This window comes from Piscinibacterium candidicorallinum, assembly GCF_047549485.1.
GTDB lineage: Bacteria > Pseudomonadota > Gammaproteobacteria > Burkholderiales > Burkholderiaceae_C > Piscinibacterium > Piscinibacterium candidicorallinum.
Window position 1 is genome coordinate 128,675 of the sequence record NZ_CP180191.1, and the last position, 26,310, is coordinate 154,984.

The window sequence follows — 26,310 nt, forward strand, 5'->3', positions numbered from 1 at the left end:
GGATTGAGCGATCACGACCGATCGTTCATGCGATCGCCCGCGCCAACGCTGCGATGGGCAGCGGCGCCGATGCGCAGACTCACGCCAGCGCGCTGCGTGTCGCACACACCCCGCCCGAGGCTTGCCGCGCCCGCGTGGCGCGGCGTGCACTCTTGTCCGCTCGCGCGGGTCTAGCGCGCTGCCGGTTTGCCCACCGGTGTCTTGAGGTGCGGAAACAGCCGCAGCAGTGCGGCGCGGTCCAGGTGCGGCTCGATCAGGCGGCGGTAGGCGTACTGCACCTGCGCGAACTCGGCGGCGCAGCCCTCGGCGCGGGTCTGGGGCAGGTCCACGCGCCGTGCCGCCTCGCCATGGCGCGCCTCGTCCGAGCCATGCGCGAGGCACACCAAGTTGTAGATGCGCTGCACGGGGGTGCTGTGCGCATCGGCCAGCAGATGGCGCGAGACCGTGGCGGTGGCCGCGGGCTTCAGGCGCTTGAGGTCCTTGGTGCCGGTGTCCACGAGGTAGCTGTAGACCACGCCGGCCAGCAGTCCGGGCGACTGCGGCTCGAACAGGCGCAACATGGCGTAGCTGCCCAGCGCGTCGGCTGCGTCCTCCTCGCGACCGAAGATCGGCACGTCGAAGAGATCGAACAGGGCATGCGCGCCCTCATGCAGGATCACGTCCAGTACCGGGCCGCCCATCGCATCGCGTTCGCTGACCCAGTCGGGCCGGTCAGCGCGGCGCGCATTCGTGAAGATGTCAGCCAGATACTCGTAGCAGAGCAGGATCTCGCCCTCGTCGTACCAGGCGTTGCTGTCGCCGTCGCAGCCGCCCGTGCGCAAGGTCAGCGGTCTAGGCAGTCTGAAGGCGACAAAGAACTTCCGCGCCTGCTCCAGCACCTGGGCGCGCACCAGGGCGGAGTGCAGATCGGCATGCGCGGGGTTCTGCGGCGGGTCGTAGTGCACATGGACGGGTTGCCGCGCGAGCTTGCCCGCCGGCTTGGCCGCCAGCACCGGACCACTCGCGCCCGCCTGCGCTGCAGCCATGCCGCTCAGCAGCAGGGCGGCCATGAGCATCAGACGCAGGATGGGGCGCGGGAGCAAGGCGTGCATGGGCAGGCTGTGAAGCGCCGCGCGACCGGATGCGCGCGGCGCCTTGACTTTAGCGAGCGCTCGGCCCTGCAGACAGCAAGCGACTGCTAGGAGCGCGCTGACGCTTCGCCCGGGCGCGCTGCGCCGCCAGTGACTTCAGGCGGCCTTCTTCCAGGCTGCGGCGTGGTCCCGCGCGAACTGCGCGACGCTGATTGGCTTGCGGCCCAGCAGTGTTTCCACGTCCGGCGAGATGCCGGCGGCGTAGCCGGCCGCGACGATCCGGTTCAGGGAGTCAAACAGGTTCACCATCCATGCCGGCATGCCCATGCCGTTCATGGCGGCCACTGCGTCCTCGAAGCGGACCGGCTGGTACTTCACCGGGTGGCCGGCTGCGGCGCCAATCACGTCCAGCGCCTGCTGCGTAGTGAGCGACTCCCCGCCTGTGAGGGTGTAGGCGCGGCCGGCGTGCGGCGCGGGGTCGAGCAGGATCGTGGCGGCCACGGCGGCGATGTCGCGTGCGTCGATCAGGCTTTGCGCCTCACCTCCATTCGCGCCCTGGGCGGCGTAGACCGTGCCGCTTTGCACCTGGCCAGCCATGAAGCTGGCGAAGTTCTGCATGAAGCCCGCCGGGCGGATGAAGGTGCTGGGGATGCCGGTGGCGGTGATCACGGCGTCGATCTCGCCTTGCAGGCGCGGCAAGGCGAAGGGGCTTGCCGGGTCTGCGCCCGCGCCGGATGAGCGGACGATGTGCTTCACGCCGGCGGCCTTGGCAGCAGCTGCGGCGTTCTTTGCGAGCTGCAGCTTGTTCTCCACCAGCGGGAAGAGCAGGAACAGGGTGTCAACACCGCGGAAGGCTTCCGTCAGCGCGGCCACGTCTTCATAGCTGGCCACGCGGGTGCCGGGGGTTGCAGCGCCTTTGCTGCGCAGCACTTCGAAGTTGGCGCCTGCTTCGCTCAGAAGCTTGACCAGTGTTGAACCAATGGTGCCGGATGCGCCAGTGACGAGGATGCGATTGCTCATGATGTTTACCTTTCAAGTCCGAGGTTGAGGAGGAGCGGCAGGGCCGATGGACTGCACTCTAGGCGCCGCAATATGAAAGAAACAGTGCATGAAAATTGATTGATTAACAAGATTGGGTTGTAAATTGACCGAGCGTCCTGCCGGGACCCTGCTTGGAGCACGGCTCATGTCCTTCCCTGCGTTCACCCCCGCCCTGCCCGATCTGGATCAGCTGCGCGGCCTGCGCGCCTTCGTGGCCGCAGCGCAGAGCCTTTCCTTCACCCGCGCCGCGGTGGAGCTGGACGTGAGCCCCCAGGCGGTGTCCGGTGCGGTGGCGCGGCTCGAAGGCATCCTCGGCGTGCGCCTGTTCAACCGCAGCACGCGCAGCATGGCGCTCACGGATGAAGGCGCGCGCTTCTACCCGCAGGCGGCCGACGCCCTGGCCCGCCTGCGCGACGCCGTGCACAGCGCCGCAGCCGGCGACGAGCCAGCCGGGCTGGTGCGCATCAGCGTGGCCGGCGGCTTTGCGCGTCGCTACGTGCTGCCCGAGCTGCCGGGATTGCGCGCCGCGCTGCCGAAGGTGCTGCTGGAGCTCGCGCTGGATGACCGGCGCGTGGATATGGTGCGCGAGGGCTTCGACATCGTCATTCGGGGCGGCGTGCTCGGCGACGCCAGCGTGGTCTCGCGGCCGATCTGCGCGCTGTCTACCGTGCTCGTGGCCAGCCCGGACTACCTCGCGAGCCGCGGTGCACCGAGGCTGCCGCAGGATCTGCTGACACACGACCTGATCAGCCTGCGCTTTTTATCCGGCCTGATGAATGAGTGGCGCTTCGAGCGAGCAGGTCAGGTCGAGCAGCTAGAGCCGCGCGGTGTGCTTACGCTGTCCGATCCCTACGCCGTGAGCGAGGCCGCAGCGCTCGGCCTGGGCATCGGCTCGGTAGCCGTACACCACGCCCTGCCCCTGCTGCGCGCTGGTCAACTGAAGGTGGTGCTGCTGGACAGCTACCAGCCCATGCGGCGCGAGATGGCGCTGCAGTACCCGCACCGCGAGCATCTTGCACCGCGCGTGAAGGCGGTGGTGGCGTACCTGCTGGAGCGCTTTGAAGTGAATGCGGATCTGCATCTGGGAGCGGCAGACCTGCGTGTGTTTGAAGCCTGAGCGCGTGCTGCCAGCGAGGCAGGATCCGCGCTGGCGCCGCGAAGGGTCAACGCCGGGGGTCTGCGTCCGCAGTGTCGAAAAGCGCCATGCGCTCGCGTCGCCGATCGCCGTCTGGATCCACCAGCACGGGCTGCGTCGCAATCCGAGCCACATAGTCTGCCGGCAGCCCGTGTTCGCGTGCGCCCGCCAGTACGTAGGCGTGATACCAGTCGTACACCGGCAGGCGCGCGTCGATGTCGGTGGCCCAGTAGGTCCAGGCCAGCACGGTGCCGTGCTCAGTCATCACCGGCACCTGCTTTTCCTCGTAGCCATGGCCGAGGGCTTCGGCTTCGTCGAGATGCGGCTTGTCGTCCCAATGGATGTGCCAGAGTACGCCCCAGGCCCAGTCTTCATCGCGGCCGGTGAGGAGCAGATCGCACTTGCCCGATCCGTCGCTCGTGCCGCGCTTGTGCCAGGCCAGCTGGTGTCCGCGCACCTGCCCGATGCCCGCCGCGCGCGCCGAGGGGGTGCGCGCCTGCAGGCGCGCGCTCAGCATGTTGGAGCCGTAGGCGAAGTAGAGGTAATGACTGTGGGGCGGGGCGATCACGGTGGCGCGGCAACTGGCAAGGGGAACCAGCGTACCGCGCCACCGCGGCGCTCAAATCAAAGGAAGGGGTGCGTCACCTGGCACAGGCGCCCGCTGCAGTTCGTCGGCCGCACGAAGATCGCGCTGACCACCGCCGGCGAGGTGATGCCGTCCGGGAAGAAGGCGATGTCCGAGAGGAACAGATAGCCGCTGGCTGCGTTGGCGTTGGCCGTGCTGATGAAGCTCGCCGTCGTCCGGGCCTGCGCGCTGGCGGAGTAGTCAAAGCGCGAGGACTGCGTCGTGTCGCGGACATAGATGTTGCGGAACGCACGGGCGCCTTCGCCGCTGAACACCCAGGTGCCGTCGAAGCGGAACCCGGTCTGCCCCTGGGCGACCGCCTGGCTCACGAAGCTGGCGACGCTGCCCGGCGTTTCCGGCAGTGCGGCGTATTCGTAGCGGGCGCTGCTGCGGTTGTCCTTCAGGTAGATGGCAGCCTGGGTGTCGCTGAACAGCCAGTCCACCACGAACCAGAAGCCGCGTGCGCCCTGGGCGTTGTTCTGATTCAGAAAGCCGGCCACGGTGCCTTGTGCCGGGCGCAGCTCCACGCTGTAGGTGGTGTCCGCGGCGGTATCCCGCATGTAGAGCGTGCCGAAGGTGTAGATGCCGGAGAACAGGAAGCCGCGCGCACCCTGCGCCGCAACCTGACTCGCGAACGCCGTGCTCGTGGTGGGTGTGGCCAGCAGTTCGTAGGTGTAGCTGGTGTTGCGGTCGCGCGCGTAGATGTGCGCGTACTCACCGCTGAAGGGCGTGGGCGTTGCCCCGAAGACCATCTGCCCGAAGAACGCAAAGCCGCGTGCACCCTGCGCATTGGCCTGCTGGACAAGGAACGCGCCGTCGTTGCCGTAGGCCTGTGCCTCGAAGACCGCGCCGCTCACGGGCGGTGTGCCACCGCCTCCCGGTGATGCCACGAAGGTGGCAGTCACGCTGCGCGCCTCGTTCATGGTCAGGGTGCAGGTGAGCTGGCTGCCTGTGCAGGCGCCGCTCCAGGACTGCAGGATCTGGCCCATGGCCGGCGTGGCGGTGAGCTGCACGGGCGTGTTTGCCGCATAGGGCTCGGTACAGTCGCTGCCGCAGTCGATCCCTGCGGGCGCGGAGCGCACAGCGCCGGACCCGATGACGGCGACGGTCAGTACAAAGCTCGCGGGCGGTGCCGGGACGAAGACGGCGCTGACATTGCGCGCCTCACTCATCATCACGGTGCAGGTGCTCGTACTGCCGCTGCACGCGCCGCCCCAAGCCTGGAACAGTTGCCCGGCGGCAGGCGTGGCGGTCAGCGTCACCTGTGTGCCCGCGTTGAAGTTGGCATTGCAACTGCTGCCGCAATTGATCCCCGCGGGCTGGGAGCCGACGCTGCCGATACCCGTCACCGCGACGGTCAAGGTCTGTGGGGCCGGTGCAGTTGGTGGTGATGCCGGCGGCGACGTGGGCGGTGAAGCGGGTGCACTGCTGCCGCTGCCACCGCAGGCGAGCAGTGCCGACGTGGCGAGCAGCGCAAGTGCAATGCGCAGAGTATGGGTGCGAACAGAAGCAGTCATGTGCGATGAGGCAGTGGGCGGACCCGCGCGCGGGCCGGGGGGGCGAGAACGGCGCGCAGTCTGGCAGGCTGACCCGGCCCCGGAGCGCGACCCGCCCTTTGGTACATCGCTGCTTGGGGTGAGTCGGCCGGGCTGTGCCGCCTGAACCGGGCCCGTGAGTCAGTGCAGCTACCCAGAACGCGTGATGCACGGCTGCAGATCGGACGCCCTTGACGGTCAGACGGCGCGGCCCGGAGCATGGCCGTTGCGCAGCCAGCGAAAATCGCGCATCAACTTCACTGTCGGCCGCGCCATAAGCATGCCGACCCCACGCCCCGATGAACGTGCTTCTGGTTGATGACCACCCCCTGTTCGGTTTCGGTCTGGTGCATGCACTGCAGGCGGCCGATGCGTCGATCCGCGCCAGCGTGGTGGCCTCGCCCGCCGAGGCGCTTGAGCGTCTTGGCGCGGACGCAGACATCGACCTGGTGCTGGTCGACTACCGGCTGCAGACCGACAACGGCTTGAACCTGCTGCGCCAGATCGGCACGCAGTTCCCCTGGGTGGCGCGGGTGCTGATCTCCGGCATGGACACGCCCGAGCTGCTGCAGGCGGCGCGGGCCGCCGGCGCGAGCGGGTTCTTGAGCAAGCGTCTGGCCGTCGATGAGCTGCTGGCCGCACTGCGCCGCGTGGAGGCCGGCCAAGCGGTGTTCGACGCGCAGCCGTCGTTGCCCGCGCAGGCGGCCGAAGGGGCTGCACCCGATCCCGGCACGCGGATGACGCTGCGCCAGCGCGAGGTGCTGCAACTGATCGCCCAGGGTCAGTCCAATCGCCAGATCGCGCAGGGCCTGGCGATCTCGGAACGCACGGTCAAGCTGCACGTGACCGCATTGCTTGAGTTGTTCGAGGCAGGCAATCGCACGCATCTGCTGGTGCAGGCCCAGGCCGCGGGCGCCGTGCAGTGAATCCGTCGGTGCAGGGCGCAGGCGCGGCCGCTGCGCGCGCGGGTCTGCAAGCTCGTCTGCGGCACGCCATGGCGGTGGGTGATCCCCGGCGCTTGATGGTGCTTGCCCGCAACGGCATTCCTTCATCCATCACGGTGACGCTGGTGGCCCTGGCCCTGGCGGCGCTGCACTGGAAGAACGGCCAGCAGGTCTGGATTGCGGCCTGGATGCTGGGCTTCGTCGCCGTGCGACTGGTGGTGGTCGCGGTATGTCTCAAGTACCAGCGCGAAGCGCGCGAATCCACCGAAATGGCCAGTCACTGGGTGCGCACTGTCATCTGGCTGGGCTTTGCGCAGGGCCTCGCCTGGGGGCTTGGGGGCTTCGTGCTCGTGGAGCCAGGCAACATCGTCAATGAGGCGCTGCTCCACGTGACGGTGGCGACGATTGCGCTGAGCGTGGTGCCCACCCTGGCGCATTTCTATCCCGCACTCGTGGCCTACATCCTCCCGGTCTTTCTGGGGCTTGCAGCGCGCAACCTCTGGGTAGGCGACGCGCACCACGCCGCCCTCGCGGGGCTGGTTCTGATCGCAGGTACCTACGGCCTCGCGGCGGGCTGGGCCTATGCACGCATCCATGCAGAGAACCGGGCGCAGCGCGAGGAAAACCAGCGTCTGATCGAAGCCCTAAGTATCGAGAACGAGGCCACGCGCAGCGCACAGCAGCGTGCGGAGGCGGCTCAGCATGCGCAGGGTCGGCTGTTCGCGGCCGCCAACCACGACCTGCGCCAACCGCTGCACGCCATCGGCCTCATGGCCCAGAGCCTGCGTGCGGCCACGCCCGCACAAGCCGCCGAACTGGGTGCGCGGATCTCGGATTGCGTCGATGACATGGACCGGCTCGTCGAGGAGCTGCTGGATCTCGCGCGCGCCGAATCAACCCGGACCCACCTGAACCCCGCCACCGTGGATGTTCAGGCCCTCGCCGCCGAACTGATCGGCATCTACGGTTCGGTGGCCCAGGCGAAACGCCTGCAGCTGTTCAGCAGCGTGCAGCCGCTTGTACTGAATACCGATCGTGCCCTGCTTCGGCGCATCCTCGTCAACCTGCTGAGCAATGCCATCCGCTACACGCCGCGCGGAGAAGTTGAACTGGGTGCGCAGCAAGACGCCGCGGAGATCAGGGTCTTCGTGCGCGATACGGGCATCGGCATCGCCCCCGAAGAGCATGCGCGCGTCTTTGATGCCTTCTATCAGGTACCCGGCGTCGCGCGGGGCGGGCAGTCCGGCTTCGGCCTGGGGCTGGCCACCGTGCGCCGCTTCGCACACAGCCTTGGCGGCCGGATCACGCTGACATCAAGCCCCGGTCAAGGCAGCACATTCAGCCTGCACTTGCCCCGTGGTGCGCTTGAGCCGCTGCAATCCGGTGAGGCCGCCGTGCCGGCGCCTGATGCGCTGCGTGGCTTGCGCGTCCTGCTGGTCGATGACGATCCGCGCGCCCTGGCGGCCATGCAGTCCCTGCTTGCCGATTGGGGCTGCGAGGTCCGCGCTTGTGCCGGCATTGCGCAGGCCCTGGATGCCGCCGCGCAGGGTCTTGCGCCACAGCTGCTCGTCACGGATGTCTATCTGGATGTGGATCACCCGGACCAGACGGGCTTCGTGCTTCTGGAGCGCCTCCGGGCGCTGTACGGGCAGCTGCCTGCGGTGCTCATCAGTGGTGAGTCCGATGCCGATGTGCTCGCACAGGCTCGCGCATCCGGCCTGGCTTTGCTGCGCAAGCCGGTCAGGCCGATTCAGCTGCGGGCCACGCTCAGCCATCTGCTTGCCTGAGCGGGCGCCCATCGGCGCCTGCACCGGGCCGGCCACAGTGCGCGAGCGGCTAGCCTGAAGGACTGTCCTTTTTGCATTCGCGCTGCGAACATCGCCGCGCTCCACGCCGCCATGTCTGGCCCGACTCCTCCCCAGCCTTCTGCCGCGCACGCTCACTGGCAAGGTCCGCTCTGGACCCTGGCACTGCTGCTGGCCGGGCTGTCGACCATCGGTCCGTTCTCGGTCGACACCTATCTGCCTGCGTTCGAGGCCATGGAGAAGAGCCTGCCAGCCAGCCCGCTGCAGCTGCAGCAGACGCTATCGGCCTACCTGTTCGGCTTTGCCTTCATGCAGCTGTTTCATGGCGCGCTGGCGGATGCCTTCGGGCGCCGGCCGGTGGTGCTCTGGGGGCTGGCGGTCTTCACGCTCGCCTCGCTGGGCTGCACGCTCACGCGCGAGGTGAACCTGCTGATTGCCCTGCGCGCGGTGCAGGGCATGAGCGCCGGGGCCGGCATGGTGCTGGCGCGGGTGATCATCCGGGACCTGTTCGACCCCGTGGCCGCACAGAAGATGATGGCCAAGGTCACGCTGTTCTTCGGCGTGGCGCCCGCCATCGCGCCGATGATTGGTGGCGCGATCATCAGCGTGGCCAGCTGGCCGTGGATCTTCGCCTTTCTCACTGCGGTGGGCGCGGTGCTCTGGACCGTGATTTGGCGCCAGCTGCCCGAGACCCTGGCCGTGCCCAACCGCCAGCCCTTCAATCTGCGCAACCTCATGCACGGCTATCGCGAGGTCGGCGCGGATGCGCGCTTCCTGCTGTTGGCGCTCACATCGTCCGTGCCCTTCAACGGCATGTTCATCTACATCCTGAGCTCGCCCACCTTCCTGGGCAGGCACCTCGGGCTGGCGCCCACGCAGTTCTTCTGGCTGTTCTGCGTCACCATCGGCGGCATCATGGCCGGCGCGGCGCTGTCCGGCCGCCTGGCCGGGCGCATCACGCCACGCAAGCAGGTGGCCCTGGGCTACGCGCTCATGGGCGCGATGGCGGCCATCAATGTGGCCGCCAACGCGCTGGCCCCGGCGGCCCTGCCCTGGGCGCTGCTGCCGGCAGGCCTGATCGCGCTGGGCTGGGCCATGGCCATGCCCGCAGTCACACTGCTGGTGCTGGACACCTTTCCCACACGGCGCGGCATGGCCTCCAGCCTGCAGGGCGCCATGGGCGGCGCGCTCAACGGCATCACCGCCGGCGTCATCGCGCCGATCGCCATGGTCAGCCCACTGGGTCTGGCCACCGCCTCAGCGCTGATGATTGCCACCGGCTGGGTGGCCTGGTGGCTGGTGCGGGCGCGGGTGCAGCTGGCCTGAGCTGCACCGCGCATCTCGTGGCTACCGGGTGATCGACGCAGTCTGGTCCTTGGCAACAACCGGCCCGCCCAGTGCCTTGTAGACGGCCACCACCGAGGTGGCTGCCGCCGTCTGCGACTGGGCCAGACGGTCGCGTGCGCTGAGCAGTTCGCGCTCGGCGTCCAGCACGGCGAAGAAGTCGGACACTCCGACCTCGAAGCGGGCCCGTGCGATGTCGGCCGCCTTCTGTGCTGCAACCGCTGCGCGCATGAGCGCGTCGGCCTGCTGCTGGCTGCGGCTGTAGGCAGCCAAGGCGCCTTCGGTTTCCTCCAGCGCCGTGAGCACCGTGCGTTCGTAGCCGACGATGGCGGCCTCGTTGCGCGCACCTGCAGCCGCGATCTGTGCCTTCACGCGGCCGAAGTCCAGAATGCTCCACAGGATCTGCGCGCTGAGGTTGTAGGCAAAGGCGGCGGAGTCGCCCAGATCACCCACGCGGCCGGCGTTCACGCCCAGCGTGCCGCCCAGGGTGATGCGCGGCAGCAGGGCGCTGCGAGCCACACCCACGCGGGCCGCGGCGGCCTCGGCCTGTGCAAATGCGGCGGCCACGTCCGGTCGGCGGGTGAGCAAGGCTTCGGGCGAGCCGATCGACTTGAGATCGAGCGCGCGCATGCCAGGCAGCGGCTTCTGCTCGGCCAGGGTCAGATCCAGGGCGGTCGGCGTCTGGCCGGTCAGCACGGCAATGCGGTAGCGCGTGCGGATCAGCGCGGCATCCAGCGCCGGCACGCTGGCCTCGGTGCTGGCCACCAACGCCCGGGCGCGCTCGGTGTCAAAGGCCGTGCCGCGTCCTGCCGACTGGCGCGCTTCCACGATCTTGAGCGCAGCACGCTGGGTGTCGAGAGCCGCGCGGGCGACGCGAAGCTGCTCCTGCAGACCGCGCAGCTCGAAGTAGTTGCGCGCCACTTCTGCGGCGATGGACAGCTGGGTGGACCGCAGACCGGCTTCCCCGGCGCGCACCGTGGCGGCGGCGGCGCGGCGATCGTCGCGCACCCGGCCGAACAGGTCGAGCTCGTAGCTCACATCAAAGCCGGCGCTGTAGACCTCATTGGTCTGCGCCTGGCCGTTCGTGTCGCGATTGCGCACCCGCGCCGCGCCTGCCGAGATACCCACTTGGGGAAACAGTTGCGCGTCGGCAAAGCCGGCCAGTGCGCGGGCTTCGCGCAGGTTGGCTGTGGCGATGCGGATGTCGGCACTGGCCTGCAGGGCGCGGGCCACCAGATTGTCGAGGTCGGCATCGTCGAAGCCATGCCAGAACTGCGCGGCGGGCGCGTCGCTGCGCATGCCCTCGGCGCGGTTGGTGAACTGCTCGGCCAGGGTGGGCTTGTAGGGCTCGAAGCGCGGTGCCGTGGAGCAGGCGCTCATGAGCGCAGCGGCGCAGGCCGCAGCCATCAGGGTGCGTTTCATTCTGCGCCCTCCTTCTTCGCTGCGGGCGTATCCGCACCGGGGTGGTAGGGATGTGCGGCCGCGTCCACGGCGGCACGGACTTCGGCGGCATGGGCGCGGCGCTTCTCGGTGCTCTTGCGCAGCAGCGCATAGAACACGGGGGTGAGGAAGATGCCGAAGAGTGTCACACCCACCATGCCCGAGAACACCGCAATGCCCATCGCACGGCGCATCTCGCTGCCGGCGCCAGAGCCGAAGATCAGCGGCAACACGCCCGCACAGAAGGCGATCGAGGTCATCAGGATCGGGCGCAGTCGCAGTCGGCAGGCCTCGATGATGGCCTCGGACAGTGCGCGGCCCTGCTCCTCCAGCTCCTTGGCGAACTCGACGATCAGGATCGCGTTCTTGCAGGCCAGACCCACCAGCACCACCAGCGCCACCTGAGTGAAGATGTTCAGGTCCCCCGGCTGCATGAAGGGTGGGAAGTGCGAGACCCAGACCCCGAACAGGGCGGACAGCACGCCCATGGGCACGATCAGGATGATCGCCAGTGGCAGGCTCCAGCTTTCGTACTGCGCCGCCAGCACCAGAATGACGAGGATCACCGACAGCGCCAGCACCGCCGCCAGCGTGGGAATCTTGATGTCGGTGCCGGGGATGGCCACGGCGCGCGTCAGGCGGTCCTGGTAGGACAGGTCGGTCCACTCGTAGGTCATGCCGCGCGGCAGGCCCTTGAGCAGGCGCTCGATCTCGGCCTCGGCCTGCCCGCTGGAGAAGCCCGGGTTCGGTGCGCCGTTGATGTCGGCCGAAGGAAAGCCGTTGTAGCGGGTCACACGTGTGGGGCCGAAGGTCGGCTCGACCTGCATGAGCGCACCCAGGGGCACCATCTCGCCGCGTTCATTGCGGGTCTTGAGCTGGGTGATGTCCTCGGCCGTGGCGCGGTAGGGCGCATCGGCCTGCACGATCACCTGATAGGTCTTGCCAAAGCGCGTGAAGTCATTCACGTACAGCGAGCCCAGATTGATCTGCAGGGTGTTGTAGATATCCTGCAGGGGCACGCCCATCTGCTTGGCGCGCGTGCGGTCCACGTTGGCGAAGAGCTGCGGCACGTTGATGTCGTAGGTCGAGAAGGGCGTGCCGATCGCGCTCTTGGGATTGCCGTAGATCTGGCCCAGCGTGCCCCAGACCGAGCCATACAGCGCCTGTTCGCCCTGGCCGGTGCGGTCTTGCACCTCGATCTTGAAGCCGCCGGCATTGCCCAGTCCGTCCACGGGCGGGGGTGGCACCACAAACATACGCGCGCCTTGGATTTGCTGGATGGCGCCATTGACCTGCCCGAGGATGGCGTTCTTGCTCTTGTCGGGCGTCTTGCGCTTCTCGAAGTCCTCGAGGCCGAAGAACACGATGCCCTCGTTCGGTGCGGCCGAGAAGCCCGCAATCGACAGGCCGGGAAAGGCCACGCTGTCCACGATGCCCGGCACCTTGAGCGCAATGTCGCTCATCTCGCGGATCACCTTCTCGGTGCGGTCCAGGCTGGCGCCCGCCGGCAGCTGCGCAATACCGATCAGGTACTGCTTGTCGGGCGCCGGCACGAAGCCCGACGGCACCCGCGTGAACAGCAGCATCGTCAGGCCGATCAGCACGGCATAGATGATCATCGCCAGACTCTTGCGCGACAGGATGCCCACCACGCCGCGGCCGTAGCGATCGCTCTCCCGGCGGAAGAAGCGGTTGAACCACGCAAAGAAGCGGCCGAAGAGCTTGTCCATGCCGCGCGTGAGCGCGTCCTTCGGCGCATCGTGCGGGCGCAGCAGGATGGCCGACAGCGCGGGCGAGAGCGTGAGCGAGTTGAAGGCCGAGATCACGGTGGAGATGGCGATCGTTGCGGCGAACTGCTTGTAGAACTGGCCTGACAGGCCGGGCACCAGCGTCAGGGGCACGAACACGGCGCACAGCACCAGCGCAATCGCGATGATTGGCCCGCTCACTTCCTGCATGGCCTTCACGGTGGCGTCATGCGGGGTGAGGCCGTTCTCGATGTTGCGCTCCACGTTTTCGACCACGACGATCGCGTCATCCACCACGATGCCGATGGCGAGCACTAGCCCGAAGAGCGTGAGCGTGTTGATCGAGAAGCCGAGCAGCAGCAGCACCGCGAAGGTGCCGACGATCGAGACCGGCACCGCCAGCAGCGGGATGATCGATGCGCGCCAGGTCTGCAGGAAGATGATCACCACCAGCACGACCAGCAGTACGGCCTCGATCAGGGTCTGTACCACCTTCTCGATCGAGGTCTGCACAAAGCGCGTCGGGTCATAGACCACGCTGTAGTCCACCCCGGGCGGGAAGTTGGGCTTCAGGCGCTCCATGGTGGCGCGCACGTTGTCCGAGATCGCCAGCGCATTGCTGCCCGGTGCCTGGAACACCGCAATGGCCGCCGCCTCCTTGTTGTTCAGCAGGCTGCGCAGCGCATAGGTGTTGGCGCTCATCTCCACCCGACCCACGTCCTTGAGCTTGACCAGGGCACCGGTCGAGGTGTCGGTGCGGATGATGATGTTGGCGAACTCTTCTTCGGTGGCCAGCCGCCCCTGCGTGTTGATCGCGAGCTGGAAGTCGGTGCCGTTTGGCGCCGGCGGAGCACCCACCACACCGGCGGCCACCTGCGCATTCTGTTCGCGGATGGCGCCCACCACGTCGGCCGCGGTGAGGTTGCGCGCCGCCAGTTTGGCCGGATCGAGCCAGACGCGCATGGCGTAATCGCCCGCGCCGAAGCTCAGCACGCTGCCCATGCCCGGGATGCGCAGCAGCTCGTCACGGACCTGCAGCGTGCCGTAGTTGCGCAGATAGAGCGCATCACGCGAGTTGTCCGGGCTGACCAGATGGACCACCATGGTCAGGTTGGGCGAGGCCTTCTCGGTCGTCACCCCGATCTGCCGGACGATCTCGGGCAGGCGGGGCAGCGCGCGGTTGATGCGGTTCTGCACCGCGGTTTCGGCAGCCTCGGGGTTGGTGCCGATCTTGAAGGTTGCCGTCAGGGTCATGCCGCCGTCGGAGGTGGCCTGGCTGGAGAAATACAGCAGGTTTTCCAGGCCGTTGATCTGCTCCTCGAGCGGCGCAGCGACGGTCTCGGCGATCACGCGCGGGTTGGCGCCCGGAAACTGCGCGCGCACCACGATGTTGGGCGGTGCCACTTCGGGATACTCGGACACCGGCAGACGGAAGATCGCCAGCGAGCCGATCAGGAAGATGAAGATCGACAGCACCGCGGCAAAGCGCGGCCGGTCGATGAAAAAGCGTGAGATGTCCATGGTGCGGCCGCCTTACTTCTTCTCGCCGGCCGGTGCGGTCTGCTTCTCGTCTTTCTTCTCGTCCTTCTTGGCGTCCTTGCCGTCGCCGGCGCCTGCACCGGGAGGGCCGCCGTGCTGCGGCGGCGGGAAGATCGGCATGCCCTTGTCATCCACCTTCAGCACCTGCGGGGTGACCGGTGCGCCGGGGAAGGCGCGTTGCAGGCCGTCCACGATGATGGTTTCGCCAGCCTTCACGCCCGTGACCACGCGCATGCCGTCGATCAGCACGCCCGGCTTCACTTCGCGCGGCGCCACGATGTTGTTGGCGCCCACCACCATCACGACCTTGCGGGTCTGGTCGGTGCTGATGGCCGATTCGGGCACCAGCGTGGCGGTGTAGCTGCCGCTGCCGACGAGCTTGATGCGTGCGAACAGGCCGGGTGTGAACAGACCCTCCTTGTTGTCAAACACCGCCCGCCCGCGGATCGACCCGGTGGCGGGATTCAGGCGGTTGTCGACGAAGTCCATGGCGCCCTTGTGCGGGTAGCCCTCCTCGTTGGACAGACCCATGAACACGGGGTTGGCGGCGTCGCGCGAGGATGCACGCGAGCCCTCGCGGCTGGCGCGGGCGTACTTCAGGTACGTCGCTTCGCTGGCATCGAACCAGGCATAGACCTTGTCCTGGGAGACGATGGTCGTGAGCACTGGCTCGCTCACGCCGACCAGGTTGCCGGCGGTCACACTGGTGCGCGAGATCCGTCCGGAAATCGGTGCCGTGATGCGCGAGTACTCGAGGTTGAGCCGCGCACTAACGAGTGCCGCATTGGCTGCCGCGATGCCGGCCTCATTGCTGCGCACACTGGCCTTGAGCTGGTCGATCTCCTGGGCGCTGATGGCATTCAGGCTGACCAGCTTCTCGGCACGTGCCAGTTCGCTGCGCGAGAGTTCGAACTGTGTCCTTGCAGTCGCGAGCTGTGCTTCCGCACGTGCGACTTCGGCCGCAAAGGGTCGTGGATCAATGGTGTAGAGAACATCGCCCTTGCCGACCCGCTGGCCCTCGCGGAAGTGGACCTGCTGCAGCGTGCCGGCGACCCGGGAGCGCACCTCGACGGATTCTGTCGCCTCAAGGCGCGCGGTGAATTCGTCGAATTCCTGCACGGTGCGCTGCGTGACGGGCGCGACCGACACCGACGGCGGGCCGTTGGGGCCACCCTGACCGCCACCGCCCTGGCCACAACCGGCCAGCAGGCTGAGCGCCAAAACACTGGAGAAGACGAAACGGCCGGCGGCAGAAGAACCACCGGACTGCAAGTGAGCAGCTTGCATGATGAGGAATCCGATCGAGGAGGTGGGCAGGGAGCTTGCGCACCCGACAGCCATGTGGCGTCTTTATTAGTGGTGCTGCTTAAGGGAATACGCGCAAGTGATCGCGTTGTAGCGTGCTCTGCGGCACTGCACAACCCAATTGCTGCGGCCTGCTGACGACGCTGTGTCAGGAGCTCTGCGTTCTCCGGTGCAGTTAGCTCCCGGTTAAAAACGCTCGGAATCGGCCGGAAATCAACGAGAACAGAGCATCTGCCCCATCGCGCTCCCTGTGCGGGGTCGACGCAAATGCTCGGCGCGTTTGCATTGATTTCGGCCAGGCTTGCTCGGGGGCAGGGTGGCTGCGGGGGCGCGCGTGCCTGATGGAAGCCCGTACGGCCTGTAGGGACTTGATGTAGCGACTCTGCGTCATGTGCCGCCGCAGGCAGCTCGCGCGGTGGTGTGGGCGGGTGCGCGTGTCAGCAGCCTGATGACCAGTGCGCGGATTGCCTTGCCAGCAGCCTGCCCGCTTGCGGCGGGGCGCCAGGCGGCTGCTCGCGGTGCCTAGCCGAGCTTCTTCTTCAGCAGCTCGTTGACCAGCGCGGGATTCGCTTTGCCCTTGGTTGCCTTCATGGCCTGGCCGACCAGCGCATTGAAGGCCTTGTCCTTGCCAGCGCGGAATTCATCGACAGACTTTTGGTTGGCAGCCAGGACCTCGTCAAGGATCGCTTCGATGGCGCCGGTGTCGGACATCTGACGGAGGCCGAGGCGGTCGATCGCCTCATCGACCAGCGTTTGAGCGTCGCCTTCGGTGCGCGGCCCCGACACCCAGAGATCTTCAAAGACCTGCTTGGCACCGGAATTCGACAGGGTGCCGTCGGTGATGCGTCTGATCAGTGAGCCCAGGACGGACGGGTCGACGGGCAGTTGGGCGTCATCAAAGCTGCGGTCTTCCGCATTCAGGCGACGGCTGACTTCGCCCATGATCCAGTTCGCGGCAAGCTTTGGTTGGCCCGAACGTTCGCGCACGACCTCGAAATACCGCGCAGCGCCGCGGCTCTGGGTCATCAGCGCCGCGTCATACGCGGGCAACCCGTACTCCGTCTGGTACCGCGCCTTGAGCTGAGCCGGCAGCTCGGGCATCGCCGCACGCGTGCGTTCGATCCAGTCTGCGTCGATCGTCAGCGGCGGCAGGTCGGGGTCAGGGAAGTAGCGGTAGTCGTGCGCGTCTTCCTTGGTGCGCATGACGCGGGTTTCGCCGCGGTCGGGGTCGAAGAGCACGGTGGCCTGCTGGATCTTGCCGCCGTCTTCGATGATGCGGATCTGTTCGCGCACCTCGTAGTTGATGGCTTCTTCCAGAAAGCGGAAACTGTTCAGGTTCTTGATCTCGCGACGCGTGCCCAGCGGCGTACCGGGGCGGCGCACGCTGACGTTGGCGTCGCAGCGGAAACTGCCTTCCTGCATGTTGCCGTCGCAGATGCCCAACCACACCACCAGCCCATGCAAAGCCTTGGCATACGCCACAGCCTCCTTGGCATTGGCGATGTCGGGTTCACTGACGATCTCGAGCAGCGGTGTGCCGGCACGGTTCAGGTCGATGCCTGAAAAGGCGCCCATGCCTTCATGCACGCTCTTGCCGGCGTCTTCTTCCAGGTGTGCGCGCGTGAGGCGAATGGTTTTCTCGCTGCCGTCCTCCAGCAGGATGATGATGCCGCCGCCCGAGACCACCGGCACCTCGTACTGGCTGATCTGGTAGGCCTTCGGCAGGTCCGGGTAGAAGTAGTTCTTGCGTTCGAACTGGCTCACGGCAGCCACCTGCCCGCCGACAGCGAGGCCGAACTGGATCGCGCGTTGCACGGCGCCCCTGTTCATCACCGGCAGCACGCCGGGCAGGGCCATGTCCACCGCATTGGCCTGAGTATTGGGCGCAGCGCCGAACTGCGTGGACGATCCGCTGAAGATCTTCGAGGTGGTCGAGAGCTGTACGTGCGTCTCGATGCCGATCACAACTTCCCAGGTCATGGTGTGTCTCGTGTGGATGCGTGGTGCGGGCCGGTGCGCGCTGAAAGGCGTGCGGGCCTAGCGATCGTTCTTGGCGCAAGCGCCGCTCTTGGGGTCGAACATGACCGGCCAGGCGCGGTCGTAGACATTGCCCGTGCAGTAGCGCTGGCAGTTGGCGTGCGCCAGCGTGATGCGGCGCGGGTCCGACCAGATCATCAGCTTGCATGCACCGCCGTCTACGGGCTGCAGCTCGATCGACGGGCGCGTCTTGGTCTGGCGGAACTGCGCCAGACTGAAGCTGCAACTGCCTTTGTTGCCGACCCAGAGCTTCCAATCCAGTGCCTGAACTTCGCCACCCCGCACCTGCAAAGTGGCCTGCTCACGAAAGCCGTCGTCTTCCTTCTGGCTGCATTGGCCATCCAGGGTGATGCCGCCGCGCGGCGTGGGCACCGGCCCCGGCTTGGTGACGGGCGCAGGCGGCGGTGTGGACTGCGCGCTCGGCCCGGGCACATCCGGGGGCATGGGTGAGCGCAGCAGGCTGCAGCCGGCCAGCACGGCCACCATGCAGCACAGCGTCAGGCCCGTTCGCAGCCGGCGGCCCGCAGAACGGCGTTCAGGGACGTTGGAAGGCATGAGCCACTCCCAGCAGCCGCGCTTCGTCGAAGTAGTTGCCGATCATGTGCAGGCCCACGGGCCGGCCGCTGTCGGCACCGAGACTGGCGGGCACGCTCATGGCCGGCAGCCCGGCCAACGACACGCCGAGGGTGAAGATGTCGGCCAGATAGTTGGCTACGGGGTCGTCAGCCTTCTCGCCCAGGTTCCAGGCGGTGGTCGGCGCCACGGGGCCAACGATCACATCGCACTGCGCAAAAGCACTCTGGAAGTCCTGCGCGAGCAGGCGGCGCAGCTTCTGGGCCTGCTTGTAGTAGGCGTCGTAGTAGCCCGCGGACAGCACATAGGTGCCCACCAGAATCCGGCGCTTCACCTCGGCACCGAAGCCCTCGGCTCGGCTGCGCTCATAGAGGTCCTGAAGGTCCCTGGGGTTCTCGCAGCGGTGACCGTAGCGCACGCCATCAAAGCGGGAGAGGTTGCTCGAGGCCTCCGCTGGGGCAATCACGTAATAGGCGTGAATCGCCAGTCGCGTGCGCGGCAGGGCGATCGGCACGCGTGCGGCGCCGAGGCCTTCCAGGCACCGGATGGCGGCGTCAATGGCGTCACGCACTTCGCGGGCAACACCTTCACCCATGAATTCGGCTGGCACGCCGATGCGCAGACCCGCCAGTGGAGCGCCTGCTGTGGCACCGTCGACCGGTGCCGCGAGCAGGCGGGTGAAGTCCTCCGCCGGGCGCTTGATACTGGTGGCATCGCGCTCATCGAAGCCGGCCATGGCATTGAGCAGCAGGGCGCAGTCCTCGGCGGTCTGCGCCATCGGGCCACCCTGGTCCAGCGAGGAGGCAAAGGCGATCATCCCGTAGCGGGACACCCGGCCGTAGGTGGGCTTGATGCCGGTAATGCCGCAGAAGCTGGCGGGTTGGCGGATCGAGCCGCCAGTGTCCGTGCCGGTGGCCGCGGGCACGATGCCGGCCGCCACGGCCGCCGCGCTGCCGCTGGTGGAGCCGCCAGGCACGGCGCGCTCGTCGCGCGGATTCAGGGTCGGGCCGAAGGCGGAGTTCTCGCCCGAGGAACCCATCGCGAACTCGTCGCAGTTGGTCTTGCCCACGGTCACCATGCCGGCGGCGGCCAGCCGCTCGACCACCGTGGCATCGAAGGGCGAGACGTAGTTCGCCAGCATCCTGCTGCCGGCGGTGCTCTTGAAGCCGCGGGTGACGAAGATGTCCTTGTGCGCGATCGGCACACCAGTCAGCGGGCCTGCGGTCCCGGCGGCACGGGCAGCGTCGGCAGCGCGGGCCTGGGCCAGGGTGAGCTCGGGCTGCACGTCCAGAAAGGCATTCAGGTGCCGCTTGGCCTCGATGGCGGCCAGAGCCTCCTGCGCCAGCTCCACGGCGCTGGCCTGCTTGCTGGCCAGCAGGGCGGCGGTCTGCGCCACCGTGCGTGCGTTCGTCGGCGCGCTCATTCAATCACCTTGGGCACGAGGAACATGCCCTCACGCTGGGCGGGGGCGTTGGCCATCAACGCCTCGCGCGCGGCTTCGCCCGCCTCGCCGATCGGCTCGGTCACCGCGTCTTCGCGCAGGCGCAGGGCAATCGCGCCCTCGAAGGCGGTGGGGTGCGCCAGCGGGGCGACGCCCTCGGTGTCCTCGGCCTGCATCTCGTCGATCAGCTGGAGGATGGCGTTGAGCTTGTCGCGGGTGGCGTCCAGTTCGGCGGGCGAAACGCCCAGCCGGGCCAGGCGGGCAATGCGCTGGATGTCGGCGTCGGAGAGTTGCATCGTGGGCCTTGGTCCCCGAGCCGCCTCTGGGGCCGGGGTTGTAAACAAGTGTTTGGGCGGCCGCGTGCCGCCGGGGACCCCGTGCGCCGCGAAAAGCGGCTGCGGGCGGTCGGTCGAGCCCCGCCTCCAAAGCCCGCAAGACAGACGTAAATGCCTGATTTGGCGCAGGTTTGTCGGGGTTCGCTAGGTTAACATCGCGCTCTGGTTGAAAGACCGCCCGCGAGCCTTGGTGCGCCGGGCGGTTTTGCCATTGAACACACCCCTTTTCGACGCGCTGCGCCAGACTTGCGGGTTTGCAGCCGTCGCGGCCGACTGGGCCGCCACCCACACACGATCAGAGATCACCGAATGTTCGGATTCTTCCGCAGCTACCTGTCCACCGACATCGCCATCGACCTCGGTACCGCCAACACGCTCATCTACGTCAAGGGCAAGGGCATCGTCCTGAATGAGCCCTCCGTGGTGGCCATCCGCCAGGAAGGCGGCCCGCACTCCAAGCAGGTCATACAGGCTGTGGGCCACGAGGCCAAGCAGATGCTGGGCAAGGTGCCCGGCAACATCGAGGCCATCCGCCCGATGAAGGACGGCGTGATCGCCAACTTCACGGTCACCGAACAGATGATCAAGCAGTTCATCAAGATGGTGCACCCGGGCAGTCTGTTCGCGCCCAATCCGCGCATCATCATTTGTGTGCCCTGCGGTTCGACTCAGGTCGAGCGCCGCGCCATCAAGGAAGCAGCCCTGGGTGCCGGCGCGAGTCAGGTGTATCTGATTGAGGAGCCGATGGCCGCGGCCATCGGCGCCGGCCTGCCGGTCTCGGAAGCCACCGGCAGCATGGTGGTGGACATCGGCGGCGGCACGACCGAGGTGGCCGTGATCTCGCTGGGCGGCATGGTCTACAAAGGCAGCGTGCGCACCGGCGGTGACAAGTTCGACGAAGCGATCATCAACTACATCCGCCGCAACTACGGCATGCTGATCGGCGAACCCACCGCCGAAATGGTCAAGAAGACGATCGGCAGCGCCTTCCCGGGCAGCGAGGTCAAGGAAATCGAGGTCAAGGGCCGCAACCTCTCCGAAGGCATCCCGCGCAGCTTCACGGTCTCGTCCAACGAGATCCTCGAAGCCCTGACCGACCCGCTCAACCAGATCGTCTCGGCCGTGAAAAACGCGCTGGAGCAGACCCCGCCCGAGCTGGGTGCCGACATCACCGAGAAGGGCATCATGCTCACCGGCGGCGGCGCCCTGCTGCGCGATCTGGATCGCCTGCTGGTGGAGGAAACCGGCCTGCCTGTGGTGGTGGCCGAAGACCCCTTGACCTGCGTGGTGCGCGGCTGCGGCGTGGCCCTGGAGCGAATTGACAAGCTGGGGTCGATCTTTGCAAATGAGTAGGGGTCTTGGCGTAGTTCGATCTGGCGCTTCGCGCCGCTGATTGACAGGTCAAGACCAGAACGTACTAGGGGTTTGGGCTGGCCCCCTCGTGCTCCCCCAGCCGGGCTAGCGTGCCGATCCAGTCCAGAGCCCTGCACCCCAAAGCGCATCTGCGCCCGACATGCAACACACTCCGCCGCCGTTCTTCAAGCAAGGCCCATCGGCCAATGCGCGGCTGCTGTTCTTCGCGGTGTTTGCACTCTCGCTCATCGTCATGGACTACCGCTTCGGTCTGCTGAAGTGGGCGCGCTGGGCCACGGCCACGGCGCTGTACCCGGTGCAGCAGGTCATGCTTCTGCCGCGGGAACTGACTCGTGGCGGCTGGGGCTACCTGAGTGACCAGCAGCGCCTGCTTGAAGAGAATCGCGCGCTCAAGAAGCAGTCGATCCAGCAGACCGCGAGCGCCGAGCGCGTGCAACAGCTGCAGGCTGAGGTCGAGCAGCTGCGCCACCTGATCGGCCTGCGCGAAACCCAGCGCCCCGGCGGCGTGATTGCCGAGGTGCTGTATGAAGCTCGGGACCCGTTTGTGCACCGGCTGGTGCTGGATCGTGGCTCGGCGCACGGCATGACCATCGGCATGCCCGTGCTGGACGACGTAGGTGTGGTTGGCCAGATCACGCGCGTCTTCCCGATGACAAGCGAGGTGACTCTGATCACCGACAAGGAGCAAGCCATCCCGGTGCAAGTTGCTCGCAACGGCCTGAGAGCGATCGTGTTCGGGTCGGCAGGCGGGCGTGACACCGCGTCGCTGGAGATCCGCTTCCTGCCCGGAAACGCCGACGTACAGGAGAACGACGTGCTGCTGACCTCCGGTCTGGACGGCACCTATCCCCCAGGGCTGCCCGTGGCCAAGGTGGTGCGCGTGGATCGCACTGGCGTCACCGGCTTTGCACGCATTCTCTGCACGCCGCTGGCAGGCGTGTACCGGCACCGCTTCTTGATGGTGCTGCAGCACAAGAATGGCCTGCCGCCGCCCCCGCCGCCCGTTGAGGCAGAGGTTCCGACCAAGGCTGGCCGCAAGCTCGCACCCGCCGGGCCCGGCCGAAGCGAAGAGTCCAAGAGTGGAGCCACGCAATGATCACGCCGCGCCAGTCCCCGACCCGGCCCACGCGCATCCTGCTGCCCGTGCAGCCCTGGTTCATTGCGATCACGCTCGCCCTGGCCTTCCTGCTCAACCTGCTGCCCTGGGGGCGTTGGGTGGCTGTGCCGGATTTCGTCGCACTGGTGCTGGTGTTCTGGAACATTCACCACCCGCGACGCGTGGGCATCGGTGTGGCCTTCCTGCTGGGCATCGCCATGGATGTACACGAGGCTGCCGTGCTCGGGCAGCACGCCCTGGCTTACGCGCTGCTGTCCTACGGTGCAATCAGCCTGCACAGGCGCGTCCTGTGGTTCACGGTGGGTACGCAGGCTCTGCACATGCTGCCGCTGTTTCTCGTGGCGCAGCTCGTGAGCCTGCTGGTTCGCATGGCCGTAGGCGACCCCTTCCCTGGCGTGCTGTACTTCCTTGAGTCGCTCTCCCAGGCGCTGCTCTGGCCGATCGCCACCGCGCTGCTGCTGGCGCCGCAGCGCCGGGCGATCGACAAGGACGAAACCCGGCCGATCTAGCGATGTCCAAGCGAGGTCATTCAACACCGTGGTCATCGAATGACTGAGATCCGCAACGCCGAACGCGAGCTGCGCGAGTTCCGCCTGCGCCTCCTGGTGGCAGCAGGCTTCGTGCTCACGCTGTTCGGCTTGGTACTGGCGCGCTATGTCTGGCTGCAGGTGATCCAGCACGACCGCTTCTCCACGGATGCCGAGCGCAACCGGATCAGCGTGCTGCCTATTCCGCCCAACCGCGGGCTGATCGTTGACCGCAAGGGCGTTGTGCTGGCGCGCAACTACTCAGGCTACACACTGGAGATCACACCGGCCAAGGTCAAGGATGTGGAAGCCACCATCGACGCCCTGGCCGAGGTCGTGGAGATCACGCCGCGCGACCGGCGCCGCTTCAAGAAGCTGCGCGAGGATTCCAAGCGCTTTGAGTCGCTACCCATCCGTACGCGTCTCACGGACGAGGAGGTAGCACGCTTTGTCACCAATCGCTTCCGCTTCCCCGGCGTGGAGCTGCAGGCGCGGCTGTTCCGCCAGTACCCGCTGGGCGAGACGGCAAGCCATGTGATCGGCTACATCGGCCGAATCAGCCAGAAGGATGCCGAGCGGCTGGAACAGGAAGATCTCGACGAGGCCTACCGCGGCATTGAGCATATTGGTAAGGAAGGCCTGGAGCGCTTCTACGAGCGAGAGCTGGTGGGCACGCCAGGCAGCGAGGAAGTTGAAGTGACCGCCGCCGGCCGCGCGGTCCGCACGCTGGCACGCAGCGCCGGTACGCCGGGCAAAAACCTGATCCTGTCGGTCGACATCAGCCTGCAGCAGCGCATCGAAGGCTGGTTCGGCGATCGGCGCGGCGCCCTCGTGGCCATCGAACCCAAGACTGGCGACGTGCTGGCCTTCGTCTCCAAGCCGACCTTCGACCCCAACCTGTTCGTCGAGGGCATCGATGCTGATACGTGGAAGGAGCTGAACGAGAATATCGACAAGCCCCTGATCAATCGGCCGCTCACCGGCTTGTATCCACCGGGGTCCACCTACAAGCCCTTCATGGCCCTTGCGGCGCTGGAAGGCGGATATCGCACGCCGGAGAAGCTGTACTCCGATCCCGGCTTCTACATGTTCGGCAACCACATGTTCCGCGACAGCAAGCCCGGTGGCTGGGGCGCGGTGGATCTGGTGAAGTCGATCGCGGTGTCCAGCGATGTCTACTACTACATCCTCGCCAATGACATGGGTGTGGATGCCATCCATGACTTCATGAAGCCCTGGGGCTTCGGTCAGCTCACCGGCATCGATCTGCAGGGTGAGCGCCGCGGCATCCTGCCTTCGAAGGACTGGAAGCAGCGCGCCTTCCGCAAGCCCGAGCAGAAGCGCTGGATCCCCGGCGAGACCATCTCGCTGGGCATCGGTCAGGGCTACAACACCTTCACAATCCTCCAGCTGGCCCATGCCACGGCCACGCTGGCCAACGGCGGCGTCGTCATGAAGCCGCATCTCGTCAAGGCGGTTGAAGATCCCAAGACCGGCCAGCGTACGCCCACGGTACCCAAGGAGAGTTATCGCATCCCGGTCAAGCCCGAGAACATCGAGCTGGTGAAGCGCGGCATGCTGGCCGTGAATGAAAGCGGCACCGGCGCGCGCGTCTTTGCCGGCGCGCAATACAACGCCGCCGGCAAGACCGGTACGGTGCAGCTCTTCACCATCAAGCAGGGCGAAAAGTATGTGGCCAGCCGGGTGGCTGAGCGCCTGCGCGATCACTCTCTGTATATCGCCTTTGCCCCGGCCGAGGACCCGAAGATCGCCCTGGCGGTGATCGTGGAGAACGGCGGCTTCGGTGCCGCGAGTGCTGCACCGATTGCGCGCAAGGTCTTCGACTATTACTTGCTGGGCAAGTTGCCCGAGGGCGAGAAACCTGACGCCTACATGCAGACCGTGAACGTGGATTCCGAACTGTTTGAAGGCCGGGAGTCCAACCCTTTCGAGCAGAAGATCCCCGAAGACAACCCTGATCGCCCGACGGAATTGCCGCGCACTCTGCCACCCGCAGTCCCAGAGGGCGTGCCGCAACCCGGAGACAAGCTTCCTGCACCTGCGCCGCCCCCCACCGACGGCAAGACCCCGCCAGCCGCACCGCTGCGCCAGTCCGCCACCGCGCCAGCACCCCGCCAGCGCAGCCCCCGCACCCGGAGACCGGCATGACCACGCTCGCAGGCCCGCCACTCTGGCAGCGCATCAAGCCGCACCTAGCCGTGTTCGATCTGCCGATGCTGCTGATCCTGTTCCTGCTGTCTTGTGCAGGGTTGCTGGTGATGTGGTCCGCAGCCTTCGACTTTCCCGGGCGCTTCGTGGACCACTTCCGAAACTACATGATCATGCTGGGCGTCATGTTCGTGATGGCGAACATCAGCCCCCAGATCCTGTTGCGCGTGGCTGTGCCGCTCTATGTGGTGGGGGTGGTTTTGCTGATTGGCGTGGAGGCCTTCGGCATCATCCGCAAGGGCGCGCAGCGCTGGCTGAACGTTGGCGTGACCGTGATCCAGCCCAGCGAGCTCATGAAGATCGCCTTGCCCTTGATGATGGCCTGGTACTTCAACAAATATGAGTCGATGCTCAAGTTCAAGGACTTCATCGTCGCCGGCATCATTCTGCTGATTCCCTTCGCGCTGATTCTCAAGCAGCCGGATCTAGGCACGGGTCTGCTCATTCTATCGAGCGGCTTGTTCGTGCTCTTTTTCGCGGGCTTTCCCTGGCGCATCATCATTCCCCTCACGGTGGCGGCCGTGATCGGGCTGGTGACCATCGTGGTGATGGAAGACAAGCTCTGTGCCCCGGACCTCGACTGGCGCATCCTGCACGAATACCAGAAGAACCGGGTATGCACCCTGCTCGACCCCTTCAATGACCCGTTGGGCAAGGGTTTCCATACCATTCAGGCGATGATCGCCATCGGCTCGGGCGGCATCATCGGCAAGGGCTACATGCAGGGTACGCAAACCCACCTGGAGTTCATTCCGGAGCGCACGTCTGACTTCATCCTCGCGGTGTACTCGGAGGAGTTCGGCCTGATCGGCGTGCTGCTTCTGATCGCCTGCTACATCGCGCTGATCTTTCGCGGGCTGTCGATCGCTGCGGCGGCCCCAACCGCCTTCATGCGTCTGCTGGCCGGGGCGATGAGCATGATCTTCTTTGTCTATGCGTTCGTGAACATGGGCATGGTCGGCGGCATTCTGCCTGTCGTGGGGGTGCCCCTGCCTTTCCTTAGCTACGGCGGCACGGCGCTGCTCACGCTGGGTGTGGCTTGCGGCATTCTGATGAGCATCGCACGGCAGAAGGGGCTCGTGCAGCGATAGCCTTCTTGTGCGGCGGGCTGGCCGCCTGGGCGCGCTTGAGGTCAACTAGGGTGGC

20 protein-coding genes are annotated in these 26,310 nt (G+C 66.8%); 9 read left to right on the plus strand and 11 right to left on the minus strand.

The window, feature by feature from the left end; all coding sequences use genetic code 11:
- Positions 1-170 precede the first annotated feature (170 nt).
- Both ACMDW7_RS00615 and ACMDW7_RS00620 read right to left on the minus strand, forming a co-directional pair.
- Positions 171-1,091 carry a DUF4344 domain-containing metallopeptidase gene (locus tag ACMDW7_RS00615; protein WP_377304922.1) on the minus strand — a complete coding sequence of 307 codons (921 nt, stop codon included), beginning with the start codon at positions 1,089-1,091 and terminating at the stop codon, positions 171-173.
- A gap of 135 nt (positions 1,092-1,226) precedes the next feature.
- Positions 1,227-2,090 (minus strand): NmrA family NAD(P)-binding protein, encoded by an 864-nt coding sequence (locus ACMDW7_RS00620; protein ID WP_377304924.1) that lies wholly within the window; start codon positions 2,088-2,090, stop codon positions 1,227-1,229.
- A 166-nt stretch (positions 2,091-2,256) separates the two neighbouring features.
- Between ACMDW7_RS00620 and ACMDW7_RS00625 the strand changes: the two genes are divergently transcribed.
- Positions 2,257-3,228 (plus strand): LysR family transcriptional regulator, encoded by a 972-nt coding sequence (locus ACMDW7_RS00625; RefSeq protein WP_377304926.1) that lies wholly within the window; start codon positions 2,257-2,259, stop codon positions 3,226-3,228.
- A 46-nt stretch (positions 3,229-3,274) separates the two neighbouring features.
- On the opposite strand, the gene ACMDW7_RS00630 is transcribed toward ACMDW7_RS00625, so the two are convergent.
- Together ACMDW7_RS00630 and ACMDW7_RS00635 are read right to left on the minus strand one after the other, a co-directional pair.
- The gene (locus tag ACMDW7_RS00630; RefSeq protein WP_377304928.1) at positions 3,275-3,814 is read right to left on the minus strand and encodes a gamma-glutamylcyclotransferase family protein; all 540 of its coding nucleotides are present in this window, start codon (positions 3,812-3,814) and stop codon (positions 3,275-3,277) included.
- A 56-nt stretch (positions 3,815-3,870) separates the two neighbouring features.
- On the minus strand, positions 3,871-5,388 hold the full coding sequence (locus ACMDW7_RS00635) for an InlB B-repeat-containing protein (RefSeq protein ID WP_377304930.1): 1,518 nt from the start codon (positions 5,386-5,388) through the stop codon (positions 3,871-3,873).
- 317 nt (positions 5,389-5,705) lie between these two features.
- On the opposite strand from ACMDW7_RS00635, the gene ACMDW7_RS00640 reads away from it, so the two are divergent.
- The 3 genes from ACMDW7_RS00640 (at position 5,706) to ACMDW7_RS00650 (ending at position 9,481) form a co-directional block, all read left to right on the plus strand.
- Entirely contained in the window at positions 5,706-6,332 is a 627-nt protein-coding gene (locus tag ACMDW7_RS00640) for a response regulator (protein WP_377304931.1), read from the plus strand.
- Positions 6,329-8,137, plus strand: coding sequence for a hybrid sensor histidine kinase/response regulator (locus tag ACMDW7_RS00645; RefSeq protein ID WP_377304933.1), 1,809 nt, complete (start codon positions 6,329-6,331; stop codon positions 8,135-8,137). Before ACMDW7_RS00640 ends, ACMDW7_RS00645 begins: the two co-directional genes overlap by 4 nt.
- A 111-nt stretch (positions 8,138-8,248) precedes the next feature.
- Positions 8,249-9,481 (plus strand): multidrug effflux MFS transporter, encoded by a 1,233-nt coding sequence (locus ACMDW7_RS00650; protein ID WP_377304935.1) that lies wholly within the window; start codon positions 8,249-8,251, stop codon positions 9,479-9,481.
- Positions 9,482-9,502: 21 nt separating this feature from the next.
- Here ACMDW7_RS00650 and ACMDW7_RS00655 read toward each other — a convergent pair whose 3' ends face one another.
- The 7 genes from ACMDW7_RS00655 to gatC form a co-directional block, all read right to left on the minus strand.
- Positions 9,503-10,921 carry an efflux transporter outer membrane subunit gene (locus ACMDW7_RS00655; RefSeq protein ID WP_377304936.1) on the minus strand — a complete coding sequence of 473 codons (1,419 nt, stop codon included), beginning with the start codon at positions 10,919-10,921 and terminating at the stop codon, positions 9,503-9,505.
- Positions 10,918-14,208, minus strand: coding sequence for an efflux RND transporter permease subunit (locus ACMDW7_RS00660; RefSeq protein WP_377304938.1), 3,291 nt, complete (start codon positions 14,206-14,208; stop codon positions 10,918-10,920). Before ACMDW7_RS00660 ends, ACMDW7_RS00655 begins: the two co-directional genes overlap by 4 nt.
- A 12-nt stretch (positions 14,209-14,220) precedes the next feature.
- Positions 14,221-15,513, minus strand: coding sequence for an efflux RND transporter periplasmic adaptor subunit (locus ACMDW7_RS00665; protein WP_377304940.1), 1,293 nt, complete (start codon positions 15,511-15,513; stop codon positions 14,221-14,223).
- A 540-nt stretch (positions 15,514-16,053) separates the two neighbouring features.
- The gene (gene gatB / locus ACMDW7_RS00670) at positions 16,054-17,511 is read right to left on the minus strand and encodes an Asp-tRNA(Asn)/Glu-tRNA(Gln) amidotransferase subunit GatB (RefSeq protein WP_377304942.1); all 1,458 of its coding nucleotides are present in this window, start codon (positions 17,509-17,511) and stop codon (positions 16,054-16,056) included.
- A 57-nt stretch (positions 17,512-17,568) separates the two neighbouring features.
- Positions 17,569-18,123: a hypothetical protein gene (locus ACMDW7_RS00675; protein WP_377304943.1), complete on the minus strand. Its 555-nt coding sequence runs from the start codon at positions 18,121-18,123 to the stop codon at positions 17,569-17,571.
- Positions 18,104-19,564 (minus strand): Asp-tRNA(Asn)/Glu-tRNA(Gln) amidotransferase subunit GatA, encoded by a 1,461-nt coding sequence (gene gatA, locus ACMDW7_RS00680; RefSeq protein ID WP_377304945.1) that lies wholly within the window; start codon positions 19,562-19,564, stop codon positions 18,104-18,106. Before gatA ends, ACMDW7_RS00675 begins: the two co-directional genes overlap by 20 nt.
- Complete coding sequence (gene gatC / locus ACMDW7_RS00685; protein ID WP_377304947.1) at positions 19,561-19,878, minus strand: Asp-tRNA(Asn)/Glu-tRNA(Gln) amidotransferase subunit GatC; 318 nt, start codon at positions 19,876-19,878, stop codon at positions 19,561-19,563. Before gatC ends, gatA begins: the two co-directional genes overlap by 4 nt.
- 348 nt (positions 19,879-20,226) lie before the next feature.
- On the opposite strand from gatC, the gene ACMDW7_RS00690 reads away from it, so the two are divergent.
- The 5 genes from ACMDW7_RS00690 to rodA all read left to right on the plus strand — a co-directional run bounded on the left by ACMDW7_RS00690 (position 20,227) and on the right by rodA (position 26,255).
- Positions 20,227-21,270 (plus strand): rod shape-determining protein, encoded by a 1,044-nt coding sequence (locus tag ACMDW7_RS00690; protein ID WP_054124409.1) that lies wholly within the window; start codon positions 20,227-20,229, stop codon positions 21,268-21,270.
- Positions 21,271-21,430: 160 nt separating this feature from the next.
- Entirely contained in the window at positions 21,431-22,387 is a 957-nt protein-coding gene (gene mreC, locus ACMDW7_RS00695) for a rod shape-determining protein MreC (RefSeq protein ID WP_377304949.1), read from the plus strand.
- A complete protein-coding gene (gene mreD, locus ACMDW7_RS00700; RefSeq protein ID WP_377304951.1) occupies positions 22,384-22,917 on the plus strand; it encodes a rod shape-determining protein MreD in 534 nt (177 codons plus the stop codon). Before mreC ends, mreD begins: the two co-directional genes overlap by 4 nt.
- Before the next feature lie 39 nt (positions 22,918-22,956).
- Entirely contained in the window at positions 22,957-25,104 is a 2,148-nt protein-coding gene (gene mrdA / locus ACMDW7_RS00705) for a penicillin-binding protein 2 (RefSeq protein WP_377304953.1), read from the plus strand.
- Entirely contained in the window at positions 25,101-26,255 is a 1,155-nt protein-coding gene (rodA, locus tag ACMDW7_RS00710; RefSeq protein ID WP_377304955.1) for a rod shape-determining protein RodA, read from the plus strand. Before mrdA ends, rodA begins: the two co-directional genes overlap by 4 nt.
- The last annotated feature ends 55 nt before the right edge of the window (positions 26,256-26,310 follow it).